The following is a 19,322-nucleotide window of genomic DNA, read 5'->3' as shown; positions in this document are numbered from 1 at the left end:
ACGAGAGGCATATCATGCGCGCACCGGCCCGCCCTCAGGCCCCGCAGTTCTCGCAACCCGTCCGGCAAGTGGCCTCGATGCTCGCCGTCTTGGGCCTTATCGGTGCAGGCGGCTGGTTCGCCTATGGTCCGATTTCCGCGATCTTCCAAGCCAACCCATGGCTGAACGGGGTGATTTTCGCCGTGTTCGGGGCCGGGGTAATCGCCTGTTTTTGGCAAGTGGCCCAATTGATCAAGGCGGTCAGCTGGATCGAAAGCTTCGCCGCTGACCGTCCCGGGCGTCCGCACTACAAAGCGCCCCAGATGCTGGCGCCTTTGGCGGCCTTGCTTGGGGCGCGCGGGTCGTCACGCTCCATCGCAACCTCGGCGGCGCGCTCGATCCTTGAATCTGTCGGCACGCGGATCGATGAAGCCCGCGATATCACCCGATATCTGTCAAACCTTCTGATCTTCCTTGGCTTGCTTGGCACCTTCTACGGGCTTGCCACCACCGTGCCGGGCGTGGTGGAAACGATCCGGGCACTCGCCCCGCAACCGGGCGAAAGCGCCACTTTGGTCTTTGAGCGGTTGATGGGCGGGCTGGAAAACCAGTTGGGCGGTATGGGCACAGCCTTTTCCTCGTCGCTGCTTGGGCTTGCGGGCTCGCTTGTGGTGGGGTTGCTAGAGCTGTTCGTCACCCATGGGCAAAACCGCTTTTACCGCGAGCTTGAGGAATGGATTTCCTCGATCACGCGGCTCAGCTTTGCCGCGGCCGAGGGCGACAGCGGCGAAGCCTCTGCCGTGGCCGAGATCCTTGACCATATGGCCGAACAGATGGATGCGCTGCAAAGCCTGTTCACGCGCGCCGAACATGCCCGCGCCCAAACCGAAACCCAGCTTGCGCATCTGACGCAATCCTTTGCCGATTTCGCGGGCCGGATGAGCACCGAGGTCGAGCAGCGCAACGCACAGGCGCAATCGCTGTCGCGCATGGCCGCCGGACAAGACCGGCTGATCGGCGCTATGGAGGCGCTTAGCCAACGCGCCGAAGCGGACCAAGAGGCCGAGGTCGATGGCGAAATGCGCATGCGGTTGCGCTCTATCGATCTGCAATTGTCGCGGCTGTTGGAAGAAATGGCCGCCGGGCGGCAAGAAAGCATGGCCGAATTGCGCAACGATTTTGCGGCGCTGACACGGGCGATCCTGTCGCGCGGGCGCACGGGGGGCTAGATGGCGCTTTCGGCCCGGCGCGGCGGCGCGCGTTTTTCCACCAATGTCTGGCCCGGCTTTGTGGATGCGATGGCCGCGCTTTTGATGGTGCTGTTTTTCGTGATCTCGATCTTCATGATCGTGCAATCGATGCTGCGCGATACGATCACCACCAAAGATCACGAATTGTCTGCGCTGTCGCAGCAGGTGGCCAGCCTGGCGCAGGCGCTTTCGCTTGAAGAGGCGAAAACCGCACAACTGACCGGACGGCTTGAGGCTGCGGGCGCGCAAATTTCCGCGTTTGAGGCACAGGTCTCGGCCCTTTTGGCCGATGCCGAAGCCGCACGCGGCCAGATCGCCGCCCAAGAGGCGACGATTGCCAGCCAAAAGGCCGCGCTCGCTGATCGCGACACCCAGTTGGCCGACCAGCAGGCCCGGCTTGATGATCGCGATGCGCAACTGGCCGAACGCGCCGCGCGGATCGCGGGGTTGCAAGACGACCTGCAAACCTCGGAATCGGCGCTGACGGCGGCGCGTTTGCAACTGGAGGCCGCGCGCCAAAAGGCCGAGGAAACGCTGACGCTGCTGGCCGCTGCCGAAGCCGCGAAATCCGATCTGCAAGACAAGCTTGATGCGCAACTGACCGAAGCCGAACGGCAAGCAGGCCTGAAGGCCATGGCGGAAAAGACCCTGACCGAAACCCGCGCCGAGGCCGACCGCAATGCCGAACAGGTGGCGCTGTTGAACCAGCAGATCGCGGCGTTGCGGGGGCAATTGTCCGATCTGCAAGCGGTGCTGGATGAAGCACGCGACAAGGATGCCGCTGCCAAGGTGCAGGTCGAGGCCTTGGGCAGTCGGCTGAATGCCGCACTGGCACAGGTCGCGGCGGAACAAAAGCGCCGCGCCGAATTGGAAGAAGAGGCCCGCCAGCGCGCCGAAGCCGAAGCGCGCAATCTTGAACGCTATCGTTCCGAATTCTTTGGCCGCATGTCGCAACTGCTTGAAGGCCGCGCGGGCGTGCGGGTGGTGGGCGACCGGTTCGTGTTTTCCTCCGAGGTGCTGTTTGAACCGGGCTCTGCCGAACTGGCCCCCGAGGGGCAGGCGCAAATTGCCCGCGTGGCTGAAACCTTCCGCGATCTGGCCAGCGAAATCCCCCCCGAAATCGATTGGGTGTTGGAGGTGGATGGCTTTACCGATGACACGCCGCTTTCGGGGCTTGGCGAATTCAAGGACAATTGGGAATTGTCGCAAGCGCGTGCGCTGTCGGTGGTGCGCTATCTGATCGATACGCAGGGGTTCAACCCCAAGCGGCTGGCGGCGGCGGGCTTTGGCGAGTTTCGCCCGGTGGCCGAGGGCACGAGCGACGAGGCCCGCGCCCAAAACCGCCGCATCGAGTTGAAACTGACCGAGCGCTAACCCTCAGGCCGCCAGATCGTGGCGCAAGATCGCCGCTTCGGAGGATGTCAGCGCGCGCCGTGCAAAGGCGCCATAGCTAAGCGGGTCTTGCGCGGCCCCGGGACAAAGCGCCAAAAGACCGGCGCGTTGCGCGGGATCAATCATCTCAAAGGCGGTCGAGGCGGGATGAAAGCTTTCGCTTTCCACACCATTGCCCCAGATCACTTGATGGCGTTCAAACATCAGATGCATGTAATGCACTTCGGGCAGGCTGTGTTCGCGCCGCACCGACCCGCCATTCACCAGATCGAGCGCCTGCACCAGCACTTCGCTTTCGTTAAACAGCGCGCGCGCGGCCGGCCCCTTGACCAAGACCCGATGCTGCGGCGAAACCAGCAGATCGCCCGCAGGCTGTTCGCGGCCAAACGCGCCCGCACGGATGCGCACCGGGCGTAGATGCGGCAGCGCATAAAGCCGCGCGCCGCTCATCCGCCGTGACCCGATCCAGTGCAGCTCTTGCGCGCCATCGTCACGGGTAAAAACCTTGTCGCCCGGACGCAACGCCTCGACCGGGCGCTTGCCGTGGGGCTTGTCGATCAAAGTGCCCGGTGTAAAGCAAATCACCCCCGGATCGGGCAGGCGCAGGGCCTCGGGGCGGGTATCGACGGTGCTATCGACCAGCCACAAATCGGTATCGCGCGGCGGCACCCGGCCCGAAAACATCAACAAACGCGCCCGCGCCTCGGGCAAGGCGACCAAGGTGACCACATAGGCCTCGATCCCGTCGGTGATGGTGAAACTTTGATCGGGCAGATCGGGCAACTCCGCGCCCGTCAACAGCGTCTGCGCGCCATCGGGCTCCATCGCGGCGCCCAAAAGGCGGCGCACCACGCGCGCGGCGCGCAACCGCATCTCGGCCTCCCCCTCGGCCCCGGTCAGCAACAGCGGTGCCGAAGGCCCATCGATCTGCACCGCTTCTCCGGTCCAGCGCCAGCATGCCCCCGTGGAAAGCGCATCGACCGGCGCGCCCTCCGCGCCATCGATCTCTGTCTGCGCCCAAGAAATGACGAAAGTTCCGAGATAACTCGGTTTCATTGCCTGTATGTCCCGCGCCTCGTTTATATGGGCCTTTTGACCCTTCATTGCCGGTAACGCTAGCACGGGTGATTCGGCTTGGGAATCCCCTTTGTCACGGCAACCCAAAGCCGCCGCCCATTTAAAAATTAAGCCGCAGTCGCAGTGACCCGATCACCTGCCACTCGGGCTGGCCCTTGAACTCCTTAGATAGCCAGGTTGCGCCATAAAACACCCCAAGGGCACCGATCCGGGTGGTGACGCCCACACGCAGCCGCTTGCGGGTCGGCTCAAGCGCCACACCACCGGCTGCGGGAAAATATTGGCTGTCGAAGACATGGGCGATATCGCCGCCCAGCACAAAACTGGTGCCGCCTGCCTGCTGCCCCGAAATGCCCACATAGCGCTGCCCGGTCACCTCATCACGCAGCCACAGCGCCCCGCCTTCGCGGCGCCCAAAAGCCAGATCGGCCCCGGCGCGCACAAAGCTTTCATCGCCCGCACGCGCGGACACGAAGGGGCGCAGTTCCGCCACACCCAAGGCAATCGGGCGCGCCAATTCTGCGGTCGCCACCGGGTAAAGATGATTGGGCCATTGATTGGCCGCCACCACCGGGCGCGGCGCGGAAAGCACCCGATGCAAAAACTCTTGGATCTGCGACACCCCGTTGGAGGGACCGGTCCAGACAAGGCCAAGCCCCAGATCGGCCTCTAGCCCTGGCGCGGGCGCAAAGGGCGTGTGCACCGAAAACATCGACTTGGCCACATAACGCCGGTCACCCGGGCGCGGGTTGCGCAACCGCGCGGGCGCGACGATACTGCCCCCCAAACGATATTCCAGAATTTCAAACGGCTGTTGCGGCAAGCGCCCAGCCCAACCCGGCCCGCGCAGCCATGACAGCGTGTAAGAGCCGCTTTGCCAACGGTCTTTGCCATCACCGATTAGGTCATTGTCAAGAAAATGCCCAAACCCCAAGAACTGACGCGCCCCGGGATCGGCCTGCACCGGGGCGGCCCCCCCCACCGAAAGCGCGCAGGCAAAAAGGGAAAGGGCGGCGGTGCGCAGAGCCGCGCGGAATCGGGGCAACATATCTGTCCTGCTCATGTGGTCCGGCCCATTTGACGGGCACGTGCTTAACCAATCGTGAATGCACATAGACAACCGAATCCGGCAGAAATTTGGCCGCCGCTGCGCCTAGGCATCGTCGGGCGGGCCAAAACCGCCGGTCGCAGCCGGATCGGGCGCGCGCTCCTGGTGGAGCCGGTCGATCACCTCTGCGATCTGCGCGGCACAACCGGGGCAGATGACATAGGTCACGCATTGCGGATGGCGCGCGCCCAAATCCTCGGCAAAATCCCATTGCCCCTTGCCCTTTGTGCCCCCCAAGCGGTGCACCGCCCCACAAAAAGAGCATTTCTGCGCCTTGGCCGCCGGATCGGCCCGCCAGGGCGGCAGCGGCGCATCGAAGGCGCGGGCATCGCGCAAATCATGCACCATCAAAACCCGGCCATCCTTCATCGGCTGGATCGACAGTTGAAACCGGCGCAGCATCTGCGGGCTGTCGCAGCGGTAATCCAGCCGCGCCGGACGCTGGGTTTCACGCACGGCGCCGATCATCTCGGCCAATGCGGTGCGGGTGCTGGCGCCCGAGACATGCGCTAAAAGATCGCTGGACAAGACCGTGTTCGCGCGCGCCGCCGCACCGCCATTGGCCAGTGCGAAATCGTCCCATTCCCCGCCGATCCACAGAATCCGGAATTGAGCGTCAACGACGTAATAGACCTGTTGGAACTTCAAGGGCGCGGTCCGACATGGCATTCTCAGGCAGCAAGCAAGGCCTGCCCCCCGACTGTGTCATGGCGGTTTGCCCGAACGCAAGCCCCGTGTTCGGGGCCCGGATCGAACGGGTATGACCGAAGCTCAGGCCCGGTGAAGCTGATGCACCGGCGCTGCCGGGCGCAAGGCCCCGAGCGCGGTCTTGCAAATATCGGCCGCTGTCAGCCCTGCCCATTCATACATTTCCTTGGGCGAGCCGTGATCGACGAAGTGATCGGGCAGCGTCATGGTGCGGATCGCGCGGCCCTTTTCAAGCTGCGCGGTGCGGGCAAGGTAATGCAGCACCATCGCGCCAAAGCCCCCCATCGCACCTTGTTCCAGCGTGATGAATACCGGGTGGTTGTCGATCAGCCGGTCGATCAGATCGGTGTCCAGCGGGCGGGCAAAGCGGGCATCGGCCACAGTGACAGACACGCCTTCGGCGGCCAGCATCTCGGCGGCCTTCAGCGCCTCGGACAGATGCGCCCCATACGACAATAGCGCGACGTCGCTGCCCTCTTGCAGCACCCGGCCCTTGCCGATTTCGAGCACCTCGCCGCGCTCAGGCATGTCCACCCCACGGCCCTCGCCGCGCGGATACCGCAGCGCGGTCGGCCCGGCGTTATTGGCCACAGCGGTCACGATCATATGGCACAATTCGGCCTCATCCGCCGCCGCCATCACGGTGAAATTGGGCAGGTTGGCAAGCATCGACACGTCAAAGGCCCCCGCATGGGTCGCCCCGTCCTGCCCCACCAGCCCCGCGCGGTCGATCATGAAGCGCACCGGCAGGTTTTGCAGCGCCACATCATGCACGATCTGGTCATAGCCGCGCTGCAAGAAGCTGGAATATAGCGCACAGAAAGGCTTAAGCCCCGCCGCCGCCATCCCCGCCGAGAACGTCACGGCATGTTGTTCGGCAATACCCACATCAAAGACGCGGTTCGGGAACCGTTTGCCCATGACATCCAACCCGGTGCCGGTGGGCATCGCGGCGGTGACGCCGACAATCGTCGGATCTTGGGCGGCTTCGACGGTCAGACGTTCGCCGAAAACGGCCGTGTAATTGGGCGCATTCGGGACCGATTTCTTTTGCTTGCCGGTCTCGATGTCGAATTTCGACACGCCATGCAGCTTGTCTTCGGCCCCTTCCGCGGGGGCGTAGCCCTTGCCCTTGGTGGTGCAGACATGGATCAGCACCGGGCCGGACGCGCGCGCGCGCGCCACGCGCAGCGTTTCGACCAGCTCATCCATATTATGGCCATCGACCGGGCCGATGTAATCAAAGCCCAACTCTTCAAAGAAGGTCGCGCCGCCCGGCATGGCTGTGACGATCTGGCGCGCGCGGCGGGCGCCATCGCGCACCGGGCCGGGCAGATGCATCTCGATCCCTTCGGCGGCGGCCTTGAGCGCGGCAAAGGGGGCCTGCCGCCCGATCGTGTTCAAATAGCGTTGCAACGCGCCCACCGGCGGCGCAATCGACATGTCATTATCATTCAAGATCACGAACATCCGGGTGTTCAGGTGCCCGGCATGGTTCAACGCCTCATAGGCCATGCCCGCGGTGATCGAGCCATCGCCGATGATGGCGACCGTATCGCCCACGGGCTGGCCCATATCGCGGCCCACGGCAAAGCCGACGGCGGCGGAAATCGAGGTAGAGGAATGGCCCGCGCCAAACGGATCATGCGGGCTTTCCGAGCGTTTGGTGAACCCCGACAGGCCACCCGCTTGGCGCAAGGTCAACATTTTCGAGCGCCGCCCGGTCAGGATCTTATGCGGATAGCATTGGTGCCCCACATCCCAGATCAACTTGTCACCCGGCGAATTAAAAACCGCGTGCAGCGCCACGGTCAATTCCACCACCCCCAGCGACGAGCCAAGATGCCCCCCCGTTTCGCTGACGATCTCGACCGTCTCGCGGCGCACTTCGCTGGCCAGCGCGGTCAGCTCGGTCGTGCTCATCGGCTTGAGATCGGCCGGGCCGGTCACTCGGTCAAGATGCGGGGTGCGGGAAGCGGTGTCGCTCATGGCTGCGTCCTCCGATGAGCAGGTATTGGTAAAAATGGTGCCGCGGGCGGTGCCGCACGGCACCAAGGTGCCTGTGTTCACAGGGAAGGGATGGAGCCTGTGGGGGCCCCAAAGCTTCCGAACTGGGGTCCGGAAACGGGAACCGACCGCCCATGCGCGAAAGCACAGGCGGCCGGAAAGTCAGATCAGGCGATTTCCGTAACCGACACGACCTCAAGGGCCGAGTAGGGCGAGGGCGCCTCTTTGCTGCGCTCGGGCAGGAACATCCCCACGAAGTAGGAGAACAGGAACAGACCGAGCAGGAAGCCCACGAAGATCGATGCAAGCACCGCCCCCCAGGTCATCTGACGACCGATCCAAATCCCCATCGAGAACTTCGAGCCATTGGAGAAGTCATAGGGTTTGTCGAACAACGGTTTGCCGAACATGGTCACGTCTCCTCAGTTGACCGGCGCGTAGCCGTGGTTTTGAGCCCAGACGAACCAGTTATCGACCACGGTCCCCGAGAGCAGGATGCCGATGCCGCCCGTCAGGGTGACCATCACGGCCATCCAAAGCGCCCAGCGGTGGATACCTTCCATGGTGGCGTTGAAGCCCATGGTCCAGCGCCAGAACAGAGCCGCACGTTCCGAAGCGGTGCCGCGGTCAGCGATCTGTTCGAGTTCCCGCTCCCCGCCGAAGCGGCTAACGGCAAGGATCGTTGCACCGTGCATGGCGAACAGCAGAGCCGAGCCATAGAGCGCCGCGATCGAAAGACCGTGGAAGGGGTTATAGAACAGGTTGCCGTGGTCCAGCGAGAACTGGTTGGTCCAGTCAAGGTGCGAGAACACGCCATACGGCACGGCCACGCTCCACGAGCCCATCATGATCGGGCGCCAGAAGCCCAGAACCGACCACAACCAGATCGCCGACAGGAAGGCCCAAGCCATGTGCTTGCCCATGCCAAGTTGTTCGGCGCGGGTGTAGACACGGACCCACCAGGTGATGACCGAGATCGCCATGAAGACCGAAGCGATCTGCCACACACCACCCTCGCCAAGCGGCGCAAGGCCCAGACCCCATTCCGCCGCCGGCGGCTCAAGGCTGAAGTAGAACAGGTCGCGCATGAACACGGCCGGGTTGAAGCCCGCCTGGTAGAAGAACCAGAAGCCGATGGTCATGAACCAAGCCAGACCGAAGGCCAGCGAGACGGTGCCGGCGATGCCGAGGTAGATCGGACCGATCTGGGCGTTGCCCATCCAGCCCAAGATGGACCAGAAACCAGCGCCGGTACGTTCGGAAAGATCGACCTGTTCGGTGAGCCCGAGTTCGGGCTCCCCCTTAACCTGCACCTGAGCGAAGTAGTTTTGATACTCAACCATTGATGCCTCCCGCGATGTCGACCCAGAACGGCATGTCGACCCACCAGTACCACCAGTCACTCCACAGATCGAAGTAGATGGTGCCAGTCACGAGCATGCACATGGCCGACCAGAACACCGCATTGAGAGCGAGCAGCAGGCCGACGCGGTGAATGCCGAGCGTGCCGAGCGAATAGCCGATAAGATCGCGGAAGTAGGTGTCTTCGTGATCGGGCGAGCGCATGGTCTTGCCCTTGACCGGGTTCGCGGCCGAGAGAACAAGCGCGCCGTGCATCGCCAACGCCCAAGCGGTGGTGAAGAACAAGCTGATCCCCAGCATGTGGAACGGGTTATAGTGGAAGTTCCCGTAGGTGTAGCCGGTGTTCGAAACCCAATCGAGGTGGGTCCAGATACCGTAGGGGAAAGCATATCCCCAAGCGCCCATCATCACCGGGCGGATCACCACCAGCGTGATATAGGCAAAGATCGCCATCGAGAAAGCGATCGGAATGTGATAGCCGATACCGAGCTTGCGGCAGATTTCCACCTCGCGCAGCGCCCAGCTGCAGAATGCGCCGATGGCGCAGACGGTGATGACCTGCCAAAGCCCGCCTGCGGCGAGCGGTGCCATACCAAGGCCCACGTCAATCGACGGAGGCACGATGGAAATCAATTGCGGGTTCCACGTGCCTTGCAGCGCAGCCCCCCACAGGATGAGAAGAGTACCAAGAGCGGCGAAGAAGATGGAAGTAACCCCGAAGAACCCCACGTAGAAGGGTCCGACCCAGAAGTCGAAAAGGTTCCCGCCAACTAAGGTGCCGCCCGGCACGCGATATTTTCGTTCGAAGCTGAGCAAAGCCATGCCCGTGTCTCCGCTGTTGCGGGACGGTCCTTAGCCCGGCGAAAGGCTCCGGATCGTGCCGATGGGTTGCGTCTTGCGGTGTGATCGCGGGCGGGACGGCATGCGCCCCGCCCGCGATGCTTGTTCGCGCTTACTGGGACGCGGCCACGTAGCCATGTTTGGCCGTGGCAACGGTGAGCCAGTTGAAAGCGGGGGTCGAGAGCAGGATCAGATGGATCAGCACCGCGAGAAGGAACAGGAACACGCCCTGCGCCACGAACACGCGACGGGGATCGAAAACGAGCCAGATTTTGTAGAACTTGGACATTTTCAGATTCTCCTCAGAACCACGGACGCCAGATGAAAACCGCCAAGTGAGCGAGAACCGCAACGGCGACGAACGCCGAGAGACCGCTCATGTAGACGGCATGCAGTTCCTGCGCCTGCTCGTCGCTAAGACCTGTGAAGCTCAGGTCGTTCTTATCAGCCATAACAACCTCCGGATTGGCAGACTGACGCCGCAACCCCTGCGGCCGGGTGACGAGATGGCACCACACCATCTCGCATTTCCGCCATGACCGGGCTCATTCCCGAGCATGGAGAACTTTGATCCAACAGGCGGGCGCGGCCTGTCGGGAATTCGCTCCGCCTTAGGGGCGGAAAATCTCGGGCGTGATCTCGGTCGCTTCGCGCCAGGCGCGGGCGAACGGGCCCATCTCGGGCAGACGACGATCACGGATGAAGCGGTTCACCCAGCCGACCAGCGCGAAAGGCACCGCGACGATCAAGATGAGCGAGAAATAAAGCGTGTATTCCGGCCGGGGGGCGCGATGCGCATGCGAGACCCCTTGAGCACGGATCTGTTGGGTATTCATTCACTTCCCCCCTTCTTCGCAGTCTGGTCGGCGCCGCCAAGCGCCATGACCATCTCTAGCACAACTCGTTCCGCCCCTTGGTCGAGGGCGGCTTTTTCGGCCGCGTCCCGCAGAGACTTGGCCGCTGAAATCCGCGTAAGTACCGGATGTTCGCTGACGATCCGGTCCAGCGCCACCTGCGCATCTGCATCCCAGGGCATGTCACGACGCAAGGTAGTCGGTGTCGCCGCAGAGCTGTCCATTTCGGAAGCGAGCGGCAAGATATTGAACAAAGCGTCGAACAGTCCGTTGCAGACTTCTTGTAGCAAGTAGACGCTACCTGTGTAGCCCATGAAGGGGGTCCCCGTCGCGCGGCGGATTGCCGCCCCGGGGAAGGAAGCGGGCACAAAAGAGGCCGCCGGGCCGTGCCCGCCCTTGGTTTCTGCAAGGTAAATCTTCTCGTTGATCGAGCCAAAAACCACCAAAGGCCGGGTTTGGCGGATCAAACCGCGAACTTCCTCGTTATTGGTCTTCTTTCCGGCCACTCTTGGCACGGAAAATGCGCAAGGCAGGCCCAAATCGCGCTCAAGATAGGCGCGAATCCCGCGCGCATATGTCTCATTCGCGACGACGCCGAAGCTGGCCGTGCCAAAGAAGTCCTGCGTGACAGAACGCCACAGATCCCACAGCGGCTTCAGAGTCGTGTGTTTTTCACGCTCGATGAAGGGCTCGGGATCGATTCCCAGCAATTCGCCAAGGCTGCGCAGGAATTTTGTCGTGGCCTCAAGCCCCATCGGGGCCTGCAAATAGGGTTTGCCCAGCTTCTCGGCCAAGTTGCGGCCGAATTCGCGATACATGACCACGTTCACATCGGCATTCACGAGGTTGCGCATCTCGCTCAGATGCGCGCCCAGCGGGAAGACCATGTTGATCTCGGCGCCGATGCCCTCAACCAGACGGCGAATCTCTGCCAGATCCGAGGCCATGTTGAAGGTGCCATACATCGGGCCAAGGATGTTGACGCGCGGCTTTGCGCCTTCGGGGCGCACGCGCTCGCCGGGCATCCGCCCTTTGGTCATGCCAAATTCGGTGAAAAGCCATGTCATCGCGCGGTCGGCGCATTGCCATTGGTCTTCATCGATGGTGCGCGGCAAGAAGCGCTGGATATTGGTGCCCTGCGGCGTCACGCCGCCGCCGATCATCTCGGCGATCGAGCCCGTCACCACCACAGCCGGCAGATGCGGATCAAGCGTTTTCCAAGCGCGGCTCATCGCCGCCTCGGTGCCCTCGCGGCCCAGTTCTTCTTCACCAAGGCCGGTGACGACAATCGGCAATTCATGCGGCGGCAGCGCGTCGGTATAGTGCAACACCGAGGTCACAGGCAGGTTTTCGCAGCCCACCGGGCCATCGATCACCACTTGCAGCCCTTTGACGGCACAAAACGCATAGACCGCGCCCCAGTAGCCCCCTGCCCTATCATGGTCGAGGATCAGCATCAGATCATCTCCTCGGATTTGGCCAAACGGGCGGCTTTTTCTTGTTTCTTGCGCTGGCTTTCGCGGAACTCGGGGTGCAGCTCGGGCTCATTTTCCCAGATCCCGGCGGTATCGCCCGTCCCCACCCCCTCGAAGAAGGCTTTCATCGAGGCCATGCGGTCGCGGTTGCCCATCGCGGTGTTGATCACCTGCGCAAGGCTGCCTGCCCCGGCCGGGCCCATCAGCGGACGGGCCGAGATCAGGTTGGTGAAGTAAAGCGCAGGCGTGCCCGATTCTTTCGCCTTTTGCACCACAGGCGTGGTGCCGATGGCGAGATCGGGTTCAAACGCTTCCATCGCGGCATAATCGTCTTCAAGGCTGGCGCGGTATTTGACCACCGTGCCGCGCGCCTCAAGCCATTCACGATCCGCCGCGCTCCACGGCGTGCGACCCAGCGCGGTGCCCACATAAGGCACCTCGGCGCCAGATTCGATCAGCAGACGCGCCACCAGCAGTTCCGAGCCCTCATAGCCCGACAGCGTGATGCGGCCCTTGATCGGCGCATTGGCAATCGCCCCTTTGATCGCGGGACCGAAGGCATTTTGCGCGGCGGCAATCTGTTCGGCGGGCACATTATAGGCGGCGCCGATATTGGCGATCCAATCCATCGTGCCGTCATGGCCCACCGGCGCCGAGCCGACGATGGTGCGGCCAGCGGCCTCAAACTCGCGGATCGCGGCGGTGTAGAACGGGTGAATCGCGGCGATCACCTTGCTATCCAGCGCGGCGTAAAGCTCGCGCCAGTCACGCACCGGCACGGTCGGCCCCACGGCCAGCCCCATCGGCGCCAAAAGACCACCGATCACCATCGGATCGGCCGGGAACATCTCGCCCAAAAGCGTCACGGTCGGACGGTCGGCCCGCCCCGAAGCGGGGGCTTGCACCGGACCCGCCATCGCCTCTTGGCGGGCGTAGTTCAGCATCGCGCCCGAAAGCACGTCTTTCGCCTCGGCATGGGTCGGCACGCCGAAGCCGGGCACATCGATCCCAACCACGCGCACGCCGTTGATCTCGCTCGGCAACAGCCGCAGCGGCACACCCGATGCCGTGGGCACGCACAGGTTCGCCACCACCACCGCGTCATAGCGGTCCGGATCGGCCAGTTCATGCACAGCGGCCCGAATGTCCTCGAACAGCTTGCCTGTCACCAAAGTTTCAGAATCAAATGGCACATATCCCACGGACCGGCGCGCGCCGTAGAAGTGGGAAATGAAGCTCAACCCATAGACGCAGCAGGCAGAGCCGCACAAGACCGTCGCCACGCGGCGCATCCGCAACCCAACGCGCAGGCTGCCAAAAGCCGGACACATAGTTTGCGGCCGGTCATGCGGCCCTTGCGGATAGTCGGCGGCAAAACGGTCGAGCAGGTCAGCATTGCCCGCAGCACGCGCCTCGGCTTCGAGCCGCTCAGCGCCTGCCGTGCAGCCGCCTTCGCTCTCGCCATATGCGCCTTGGCTCTCAGACATCGTCGTAGATCACTTCCAGAGATTGCTTCGGCGCGGCATTGGCACCACGCAGGTCTTCTTCGGTGGCGGGCACCAGATCGACATCCCCCCCCTCGTCATTCGATTCAAAGAGGCCCAGCAGTTCATCTTGGCTGAGCGGGCGCGGGCGCAGCGGCGGCGCATCGGCCACATTCTGCGCCAGCTCGGCAAAAAGCGGGCCCCAAGCCGTCTCATTGGTGCCGACGATCTGATAGGCCGCCGATTTGCGGCGCAATTCCTCATCGGCCGGGATCGCGGCCAAAATCGGGATATTGGCGGCCGAGGCAAAGGCTTGCGCCTCGCCGGTGCCGTCATCCTTGTTGATCACAATGCCCGCCACGCCGACATTGCCGCCCAGCTTGCGGAAATATTCCACCGCATTGCAGACGTTGTTGGCCACATACAGCGATTGCAGGTCGTTCGAGCCGACCACGATCACCTTTTGCGCCATATCGCGTGCGATCGGCAGACCAAAGCCGCCGCAGACCACGTCGCCCAAGAAGTCGAGCAAAACGAAGTCGAAATCCCATTCGTGGAAGCCCAGCTTTTCAAGCGTCTCAAAGCCGTGGATGATGCCGCGCCCGCCGCAGCCGCGACCGACTTCGGGCCCGCCAAGCTCCATCGCGAAAACGCCGCCCGATTTGAAGCAGACATCACTCACCGTCACCTCTTCGCCTGCGGCCTTTTTGGCGGCGGCAGTCTCGATGATGGTGGGGCAGTTCTTGCCGCCAAACAAAAGCGAGGTGGTGTCGGATTTCGGGTCGCAGCCGATCAGCAGCACCCGCTTGCCCATTTCGGCCATCATATGGCTGAGGTTGGCGAGCGTGAAGGACTTGCCGGAGCCGCCCTTGCCGTAGATCGCGATGATCTGCGTTTTCTTGGTGGGCGGGAAATCGGGTAGTTCCATGGTCGGCTCCTCGGCAGCCTCGTTGCGCAGCCGGTCGTCATATCCCTTCAGGTTGGGAACGTCGCTCATGCCACATCCCTCCAGTCCAGGATCATCTTCAGGCAGTCAGGGTCTTCGAAAGCGGTTTGATAGGCCTCTGCCGCTTCCGTCGCGGGACGACGGTGGGTGATGAGGCCATCAAGCGACAGCGCACCGCTTTCAATCAGCGCGCGGGTCGCGGAAAGGTCAGCCGGTTGCCATTCGGCGGCGATACGCAAGCGCATCTCTTTCATAAAGGCGGGCACAAAGGCGAAGCTGACCGGCACGGTATAAAACCCGCACAGCACCAGCTCGCCGCCTTTGGCGATACGGCCCACAAGCTGGTCGATCAGGCCGGGCGCACCAGAGGCATCATAGATCGCCATGTAATCGCGGCGGGGATCGTCTTCGGGGTCCAGCACTTCGTAGCCCACAGCGCCAGAACGGCGCGCGGGATTGGTTTCCCACACCATCGGCGGTTTGCCACCGGCGGCAATGGTCAGGCGCGCCAATAGGCGGCCCAAAGTGCCATGACCCACGATCAAATCGGGAAGCGCATTGTCGAACCCGGCCAGCGCGTGACGGGCGGTGGCGGCGAGCGCCAGCAGCGCCCCTTCGGCGCCCATCCCGGCATCGAGGCGGCAGACCCGCGACGAGGCCGTGACAAGACGTTTGGAGGCACCGCCGAACAGCCCGCGCACCCCGCCCGAGAAGCAGTTAGCGCCAGGGACGAAGACGTGATCACCCGGTCGGAAGCCGGTGTCGGGGGCGGCTTCAACAACCTCTCCGAAACTTTCGTAGCCGGGAACAAGAGGGTACCCCATGCCCGGGAAGGGTGGCATGGTTCCAAGCCAGAAGAGCTTTTCAGTACCAGTCGAAATGCCCGAGTAGGCGATATCGACGACGAGATCCGTAGGACCGGGGTCGGTCAGTCCAGCGGTGCCCGTCGAGATCGCTTTCGGACCGGACATTATAACGACTTTAGTTTCCATCTCTCACTCCCGGCGCGATCGATCCAGAGAGTCGGGCAGATCACGCCTAGGTGTATGTTTAAACTTACACGCCCGACTGTCAATTTTATTAGACACTTTTGCGATAGCGAAATGTGCGACTTTCTGCCCCCCGGTCCGCGCGGGGCTCAGCCGCGCTCCGCCTCGATCACCGAGGTGATGAACGGGCGCAGGCTCCGCGGCTTGCTCACCTTCACAAAACCTGCTTTTTCAAGCATTTGCTTGATCTCTTCGGGGCTGCGCGTGCGCCCGGAACTCATCGCCATCGTGTAGAAGGCAAAATAGATATCGCAGGCCGTATCGGGTTTTTCCCCGCCGCCAATCGCTTCGGACACGATCAAACGCCCGCCAGAAGGCAGCGCGTCATGCACCTTTTTCAGCAAAGGTTCCACCACGCTGTCAGGATGATCATACAGAACGCGCACCAAAGAGATGACATCGGCGCCTTGGGGAATCGGGTCATCGCGGAAACTGCCGGGCGACAGCGTAAGCCGCGGGCTGAACGGTTCAGCAACGGCCAGAACATGCGGCAGATCGAAAAGCGTCAGATCAAGATTCGGGTGCAGTTTCGCGGCTTGACGCAAGAAGGTGCCAGTGCCCCCGCCCACATCCATCAGCCGCTTCGCCCCCCTCAGATCGACCAAGCGCAGCGTGTCATCGGCCACAATGCGCTGGCTGTCGGCCATAAGCTGCGAATAGCGCTCTGCCAGCCCGGCATCTTCTTGCGCCAGCGGGCCAAAGACATAGGGCCAAAAGCCTGCAAGCTCGGGCTCGATATCGCCTTTCAAAAACGCCACCGGATCGGCCAGATCGCGATACAGCACCGGGTGATGGCGCACCATGGCTTCAAGCCCCGGCACGGTGATGAACGCCGCGCCGCGCGGCGCCAATTCCCACAGGCCGCGGCGGAATTTCACCAGCTTGAGCGCCGCCCCCGCCTGCATCAACACCGCCAGCCGGTTTTCGGCCAAGCCGGTGCGATCAGAAAGCGCGGGCAAGGGCCAAGAAGCCTCGGCCAAAATGTGCAAGATGCGAAATTCGACAATCGCCAGCAAAGCCTGGCTTTGCACGAATCCCGAGACCACATCGAACAGCGCCCGTCCCTCGCGCCGGGTCACCCGGTTGAACAGTGGCGTGCGCTCGAAAATCTCATGCAGGCGCGGCGACAGGGCAATCCGGGTGAAGAAATTGACCCGACCCGGCTCTGTCGGGCGTCCGCCGGGTTGGCCCGGCACAACTGGGGTCGTAACACCGGGGGCTGGCGCGGGCTTTTGGGTCGCGACGCTGACCTCGTCCTTCGCCACGGCTCAGCTCCGGTCAGCGGCGGCCGGGATATCCATGATCTTCTGGGCGTAAAGCTGCACCAGTTGCGCCAGCTTGGCTTCGCCCGGGCAAGACGGGATCGAGGCAATCGCCCCCGCCAGAATGTCTTGCAGATGCTTGGTCGCGCCCGCAATACCCATCGTCTGCACGGCGGTGGGCCGCTGGTGCGTGCTGTCTTGGCCAGCGGGCTTGCCCATCACCTCGGCGGGCACAAGCGCATCTTTCAGATCATCCGCGATCTGGAAGGCAGAACCGATCCGCATCCCAAGATCAAACCACGGCTCGGGCTCGGCCCCGGCGGCAATCGCCCCCATCTGCGTGGCGGCGATGAACAGCGCCCCGGTTTTGGATTGGTGATAGGCGGCCAGATCCACCTTGTCTTCGCTTTCCCACGCCTGACCGGCACAAATACCGCCGCAGGCGCCCGAAAGCTGCCCCAGCTTGGAGATCAGCTTCAAGGACCGGTCGGGGCATTCGGGGCCAACCGCCGCCAAAACCTCGAACCCGCGGATCAGCAGGCTGTCACCCGCCAAAACTGCCAATGGCTCGTTATACGCTTTGTGCAGCGAGGGTTTGCCCCGGCGCATATCGGCATCGTCAAAGGACGGCAGATCGTCATGCACAAGGCTCGCGCAATGCATCAGTTCCAGCGCCACAGCGGCAGCATCGGTCACCGCGGGCTTGTCATCGCCACAGGCCATCGCCACCGACAACAGGATCGTCGGGCGGATGCGCGCCCCACCGGGAAACACGGCATACGGCAAAGACGACGCCAGCAGCGGCGGACAATCGGCCAAAGCCTCGGGCGAAAGTGCGGCTTTGAGAGCCGACTCGATACGGGTATCCATGGACATTACGGGGCCCTCCGCTGCGTCATTGAGCACATTGGCATTCGCCCCTCTATGTGTAAACTGAAACTTACACCGGTGGGGATGGGACAAAATTGCACTCCCCCGGGACATGTTTTTGGAGTGCGGAATGCAAGGCGATACGGGCGTCGTGGTGATTGGCGCCGGCATGGGGGGGCTCGCAGCGGCCCTTGGTTTGGCGGCAAAAGGCGTCCGGGTGACGGTTGTAGAGGCAGGAGACCTGCCCGGCGGCAAGGCGCGTGGGGTGCCGACCCCCAGTGGTTTGGCCGATACCGGCCCGACTGTATTGACGATGCGCCATGTGCTGGATGCGATTTTTGCCGAATGCGGCACCCGCACGGAAGATGAGCTGACGCTGATTCCCCTGCCCCGCTTGGCGCGCCATTTCTGGCCCGACGGGGCGCAACTCGACCTGTTCACCGACTTTGACGCCAATGTTGCGGCGATCGAGGCGGCCTTTGGCGTGAAAGAAGCTGCGGCATTCCGCCGCTTCGATAAGGTCACGCGGGGCCTATGGGAGGCATTCAACGGCCCGGTGATTGCCGCGCCGAAGCCCAATCTGGGCCGAATCATTGCCGCCACGCTGACCCGCCCGAAGCTGTGGCCCGCGCTGCGCCCGGGGTTGTCGATGCGCGATTTGCTGCAGGCGCATTTCAGTGACCCGCGTCTGGTGCAACTTTTCGGCCGCTATGCGACCTATGTGGGGGGGCGCCCCGCGCAGACCCCCGGCGTTTTGTCGCTGATCTGGCAAGCCGAGGTGCAAGGCGTCTGGGCGATCGCCGAGGGGATGCATGGCGTCGCCGCAGCCCTTACCCGCGTGGCCGAGAGGATGGGCGTGCAATTCCACTACAACAGCCGCGCCAAGCGCATTGTCCGCAAAGAAGGCCGGGTGACCGCCGTTGAAATTGAAAACGGCACCTCGATCCCCTGCTCTGCTTGCGTCTTCAACGGCGATCCGGGCGCGCTGCGCGATGGTTTGCTGGGCGACGCCGCCCGCGCTTCGATGGAAGATACCAAACGCCCCGAACCCAGCCTGTCGGCCTGGGTCTGGGCCTTTGGCGCGAAACCCAAGGGCGTGGAGCTTGCGCATCACAACGTGTTCTTCACCGCCGATCCGGAGCTGGAATTCGGCCCGATTGGCGTGGGCCGGATGCCCGAAGAGCCGACGCTTTATATTTGCGCGCAAGACCGCGAAATGGGCACCGAGCTTCCCGAATGGGAACGCTTTGAAATCATCATGAACGGGCCTGCGGGCCATCAACCTTTCCCGCAGGAGGAATCGCAATGCAGGGCACGAACATTCCCGATTCTGGAGAGCATGGGGCTGAGCTTCGAACCGGAGCCGGGCAGCCCGGCGCTGACAACGCCAGCGCTGCTGTCACGCCGGTTCCCGGGGTCGCAGGGGGCGATCTACGGGGGCTCGCCCGAGGGGACGCTGGCGACATTCCAGCGCCCGCTGGCGCGGACGGGTCTGAAGGGGCTTTATCTGGCGGGTGGGGGCACCCATCCTGGAGCGGGGGTTCCCATGGCGCTGACTTCCGGGAGGCACGCGGCACGGGCCTTAACCTCGGACCGGATTTCCGCCGCGAAGTAGGGCCGAACGGCTACGCTTGGTGGTATTGCGACGGGATTTCGGAC

The 19,322-nt window shown here is 63.2% G+C and carries 19 protein-coding genes; 3 read left to right on the top strand and 16 right to left on the bottom strand.

From position 1 onward, the window contains the following. The first annotated feature begins 14 nt into the window (after positions 1–14). Together CKO11_RS07730 and CKO11_RS07725 are read left to right on the top strand one after the other, a co-directional pair. Positions 15–1,208: a biopolymer transporter ExbB gene (locus CKO11_RS07730; RefSeq protein ID WP_223635807.1), complete on the top strand. Its 1,194-nt coding sequence runs from the start codon at positions 15–17 to the stop codon at positions 1,206–1,208. Then, complete coding sequence (locus CKO11_RS07725) at positions 1,209–2,603, top strand: peptidoglycan -binding protein (protein WP_223635804.1); 1,395 nt, start codon at positions 1,209–1,211, stop codon at positions 2,601–2,603. 3 nt (positions 2,604–2,606) lie between these two features. Here the strand turns inward: CKO11_RS07725 and CKO11_RS07720 are convergent, their stop codons facing one another. The 16 genes from CKO11_RS07720 to CKO11_RS07645 all read right to left on the bottom strand — a co-directional run bounded on the left by CKO11_RS07720 (position 2,607) and on the right by CKO11_RS07645 (position 17,669). Continuing rightward, positions 2,607–3,677 (bottom strand): Hint domain-containing protein, encoded by a 1,071-nt coding sequence (locus CKO11_RS07720; RefSeq protein ID WP_223635801.1) that lies wholly within the window; start codon positions 3,675–3,677, stop codon positions 2,607–2,609. Positions 3,678–3,798: 121 nt separating this feature from the next. Next, complete coding sequence (locus tag CKO11_RS07715; protein ID WP_223635797.1) at positions 3,799–4,746, bottom strand: lipid A-modifier LpxR family protein; 948 nt, start codon at positions 4,744–4,746, stop codon at positions 3,799–3,801. A gap of 105 nt (positions 4,747–4,851) precedes the next feature. Then, the gene (locus tag CKO11_RS07710; RefSeq protein ID WP_223635794.1) at positions 4,852–5,454 is read right to left on the bottom strand and encodes a hypothetical protein; all 603 of its coding nucleotides are present in this window, start codon (positions 5,452–5,454) and stop codon (positions 4,852–4,854) included. Positions 5,455–5,577: 123 nt separating this feature from the next. After that, positions 5,578–7,503 (bottom strand): 1-deoxy-D-xylulose-5-phosphate synthase, encoded by a 1,926-nt coding sequence (gene dxs, locus CKO11_RS07705; RefSeq protein ID WP_223635790.1) that lies wholly within the window; start codon positions 7,501–7,503, stop codon positions 5,578–5,580. A gap of 185 nt (positions 7,504–7,688) precedes the next feature. Next, on the bottom strand, positions 7,689–7,931 hold the full coding sequence (gene pufX / locus CKO11_RS07700; protein WP_223635772.1) for an RC-LH1 core complex protein PufX: 243 nt from the start codon (positions 7,929–7,931) through the stop codon (positions 7,689–7,691). 12 nt (positions 7,932–7,943) lie between these two features. Next, positions 7,944–8,864, bottom strand: a complete 921-nt coding sequence (pufM, locus tag CKO11_RS07695; RefSeq protein WP_223635769.1) for a photosynthetic reaction center subunit M — start codon at positions 8,862–8,864, stop codon at positions 7,944–7,946. Next, complete coding sequence (gene pufL / locus CKO11_RS07690) at positions 8,857–9,705, bottom strand: photosynthetic reaction center subunit L (RefSeq protein ID WP_223635766.1); 849 nt, start codon at positions 9,703–9,705, stop codon at positions 8,857–8,859. Before pufL ends, pufM begins: the two co-directional genes overlap by 8 nt. A 130-nt stretch (positions 9,706–9,835) precedes the next feature. Next, a complete protein-coding gene (gene pufA, locus CKO11_RS07685; RefSeq protein ID WP_076484817.1) occupies positions 9,836–10,012 on the bottom strand; it encodes a light-harvesting antenna LH1, alpha subunit in 177 nt (58 codons plus the stop codon). Between the two features lie 13 nt (positions 10,013–10,025). Next, positions 10,026–10,175, bottom strand: a complete 150-nt coding sequence (pufB, locus tag CKO11_RS07680) for a light-harvesting antenna LH1, beta subunit (RefSeq protein ID WP_076484818.1) — start codon at positions 10,173–10,175, stop codon at positions 10,026–10,028. A gap of 159 nt (positions 10,176–10,334) precedes the next feature. Then, positions 10,335–10,559, bottom strand: a complete 225-nt coding sequence (gene pufQ / locus CKO11_RS07675) for a cytochrome PufQ (RefSeq protein ID WP_223635764.1) — start codon at positions 10,557–10,559, stop codon at positions 10,335–10,337. After that, entirely contained in the window at positions 10,556–12,034 is a 1,479-nt protein-coding gene (bchZ, locus tag CKO11_RS07670; protein ID WP_223635761.1) for a chlorophyllide a reductase subunit Z, read from the bottom strand. Before bchZ ends, pufQ begins: the two co-directional genes overlap by 4 nt. Further along, positions 12,034–13,539, bottom strand: coding sequence for a chlorophyllide a reductase subunit Y (gene bchY / locus CKO11_RS07665; RefSeq protein ID WP_223635758.1), 1,506 nt, complete (start codon positions 13,537–13,539; stop codon positions 12,034–12,036). Before bchY ends, bchZ begins: the two co-directional genes overlap by 1 nt. Next, positions 13,532–14,533, bottom strand: coding sequence for a chlorophyllide a reductase iron protein subunit X (locus CKO11_RS07660; RefSeq protein WP_223635754.1), 1,002 nt, complete (start codon positions 14,531–14,533; stop codon positions 13,532–13,534). Before CKO11_RS07660 ends, bchY begins: the two co-directional genes overlap by 8 nt. Next, positions 14,530–15,474: a chlorophyll synthesis pathway protein BchC gene (gene bchC, locus CKO11_RS07655; protein ID WP_076484823.1), complete on the bottom strand. Its 945-nt coding sequence runs from the start codon at positions 15,472–15,474 to the stop codon at positions 14,530–14,532. Before bchC ends, CKO11_RS07660 begins: the two co-directional genes overlap by 4 nt. Before the next feature lie 146 nt (positions 15,475–15,620). After that, positions 15,621–16,727, bottom strand: coding sequence for a methyltransferase (locus CKO11_RS07650; RefSeq protein WP_411741998.1), 1,107 nt, complete (start codon positions 16,725–16,727; stop codon positions 15,621–15,623). Positions 16,728–16,799: 72 nt separating this feature from the next. After that, on the bottom strand, positions 16,800–17,669 hold the full coding sequence (locus tag CKO11_RS07645; protein ID WP_223635731.1) for a polyprenyl synthetase family protein: 870 nt from the start codon (positions 17,667–17,669) through the stop codon (positions 16,800–16,802). Between the two features lie 124 nt (positions 17,670–17,793). On the opposite strand from CKO11_RS07645, the gene crtD reads away from it, so the two are divergent. Further along, complete coding sequence (crtD, locus tag CKO11_RS07640; protein ID WP_223635728.1) at positions 17,794–19,278, top strand: 1-hydroxycarotenoid 3,4-desaturase CrtD; 1,485 nt, start codon at positions 17,794–17,796, stop codon at positions 19,276–19,278. Positions 19,279–19,322 lie beyond the last annotated feature (44 nt).

Source organism: Rhodobacter sp. TJ_12 (assembly GCF_020023995.1).
In the GTDB taxonomy this organism is placed as follows: Bacteria; Pseudomonadota; Alphaproteobacteria; order Rhodobacterales; family Rhodobacteraceae; genus Rhodobacter.
The sequence above is the reverse complement of the archived record's forward strand: the minus strand, read 5'-3'. Positions and strand labels throughout refer to the sequence as shown.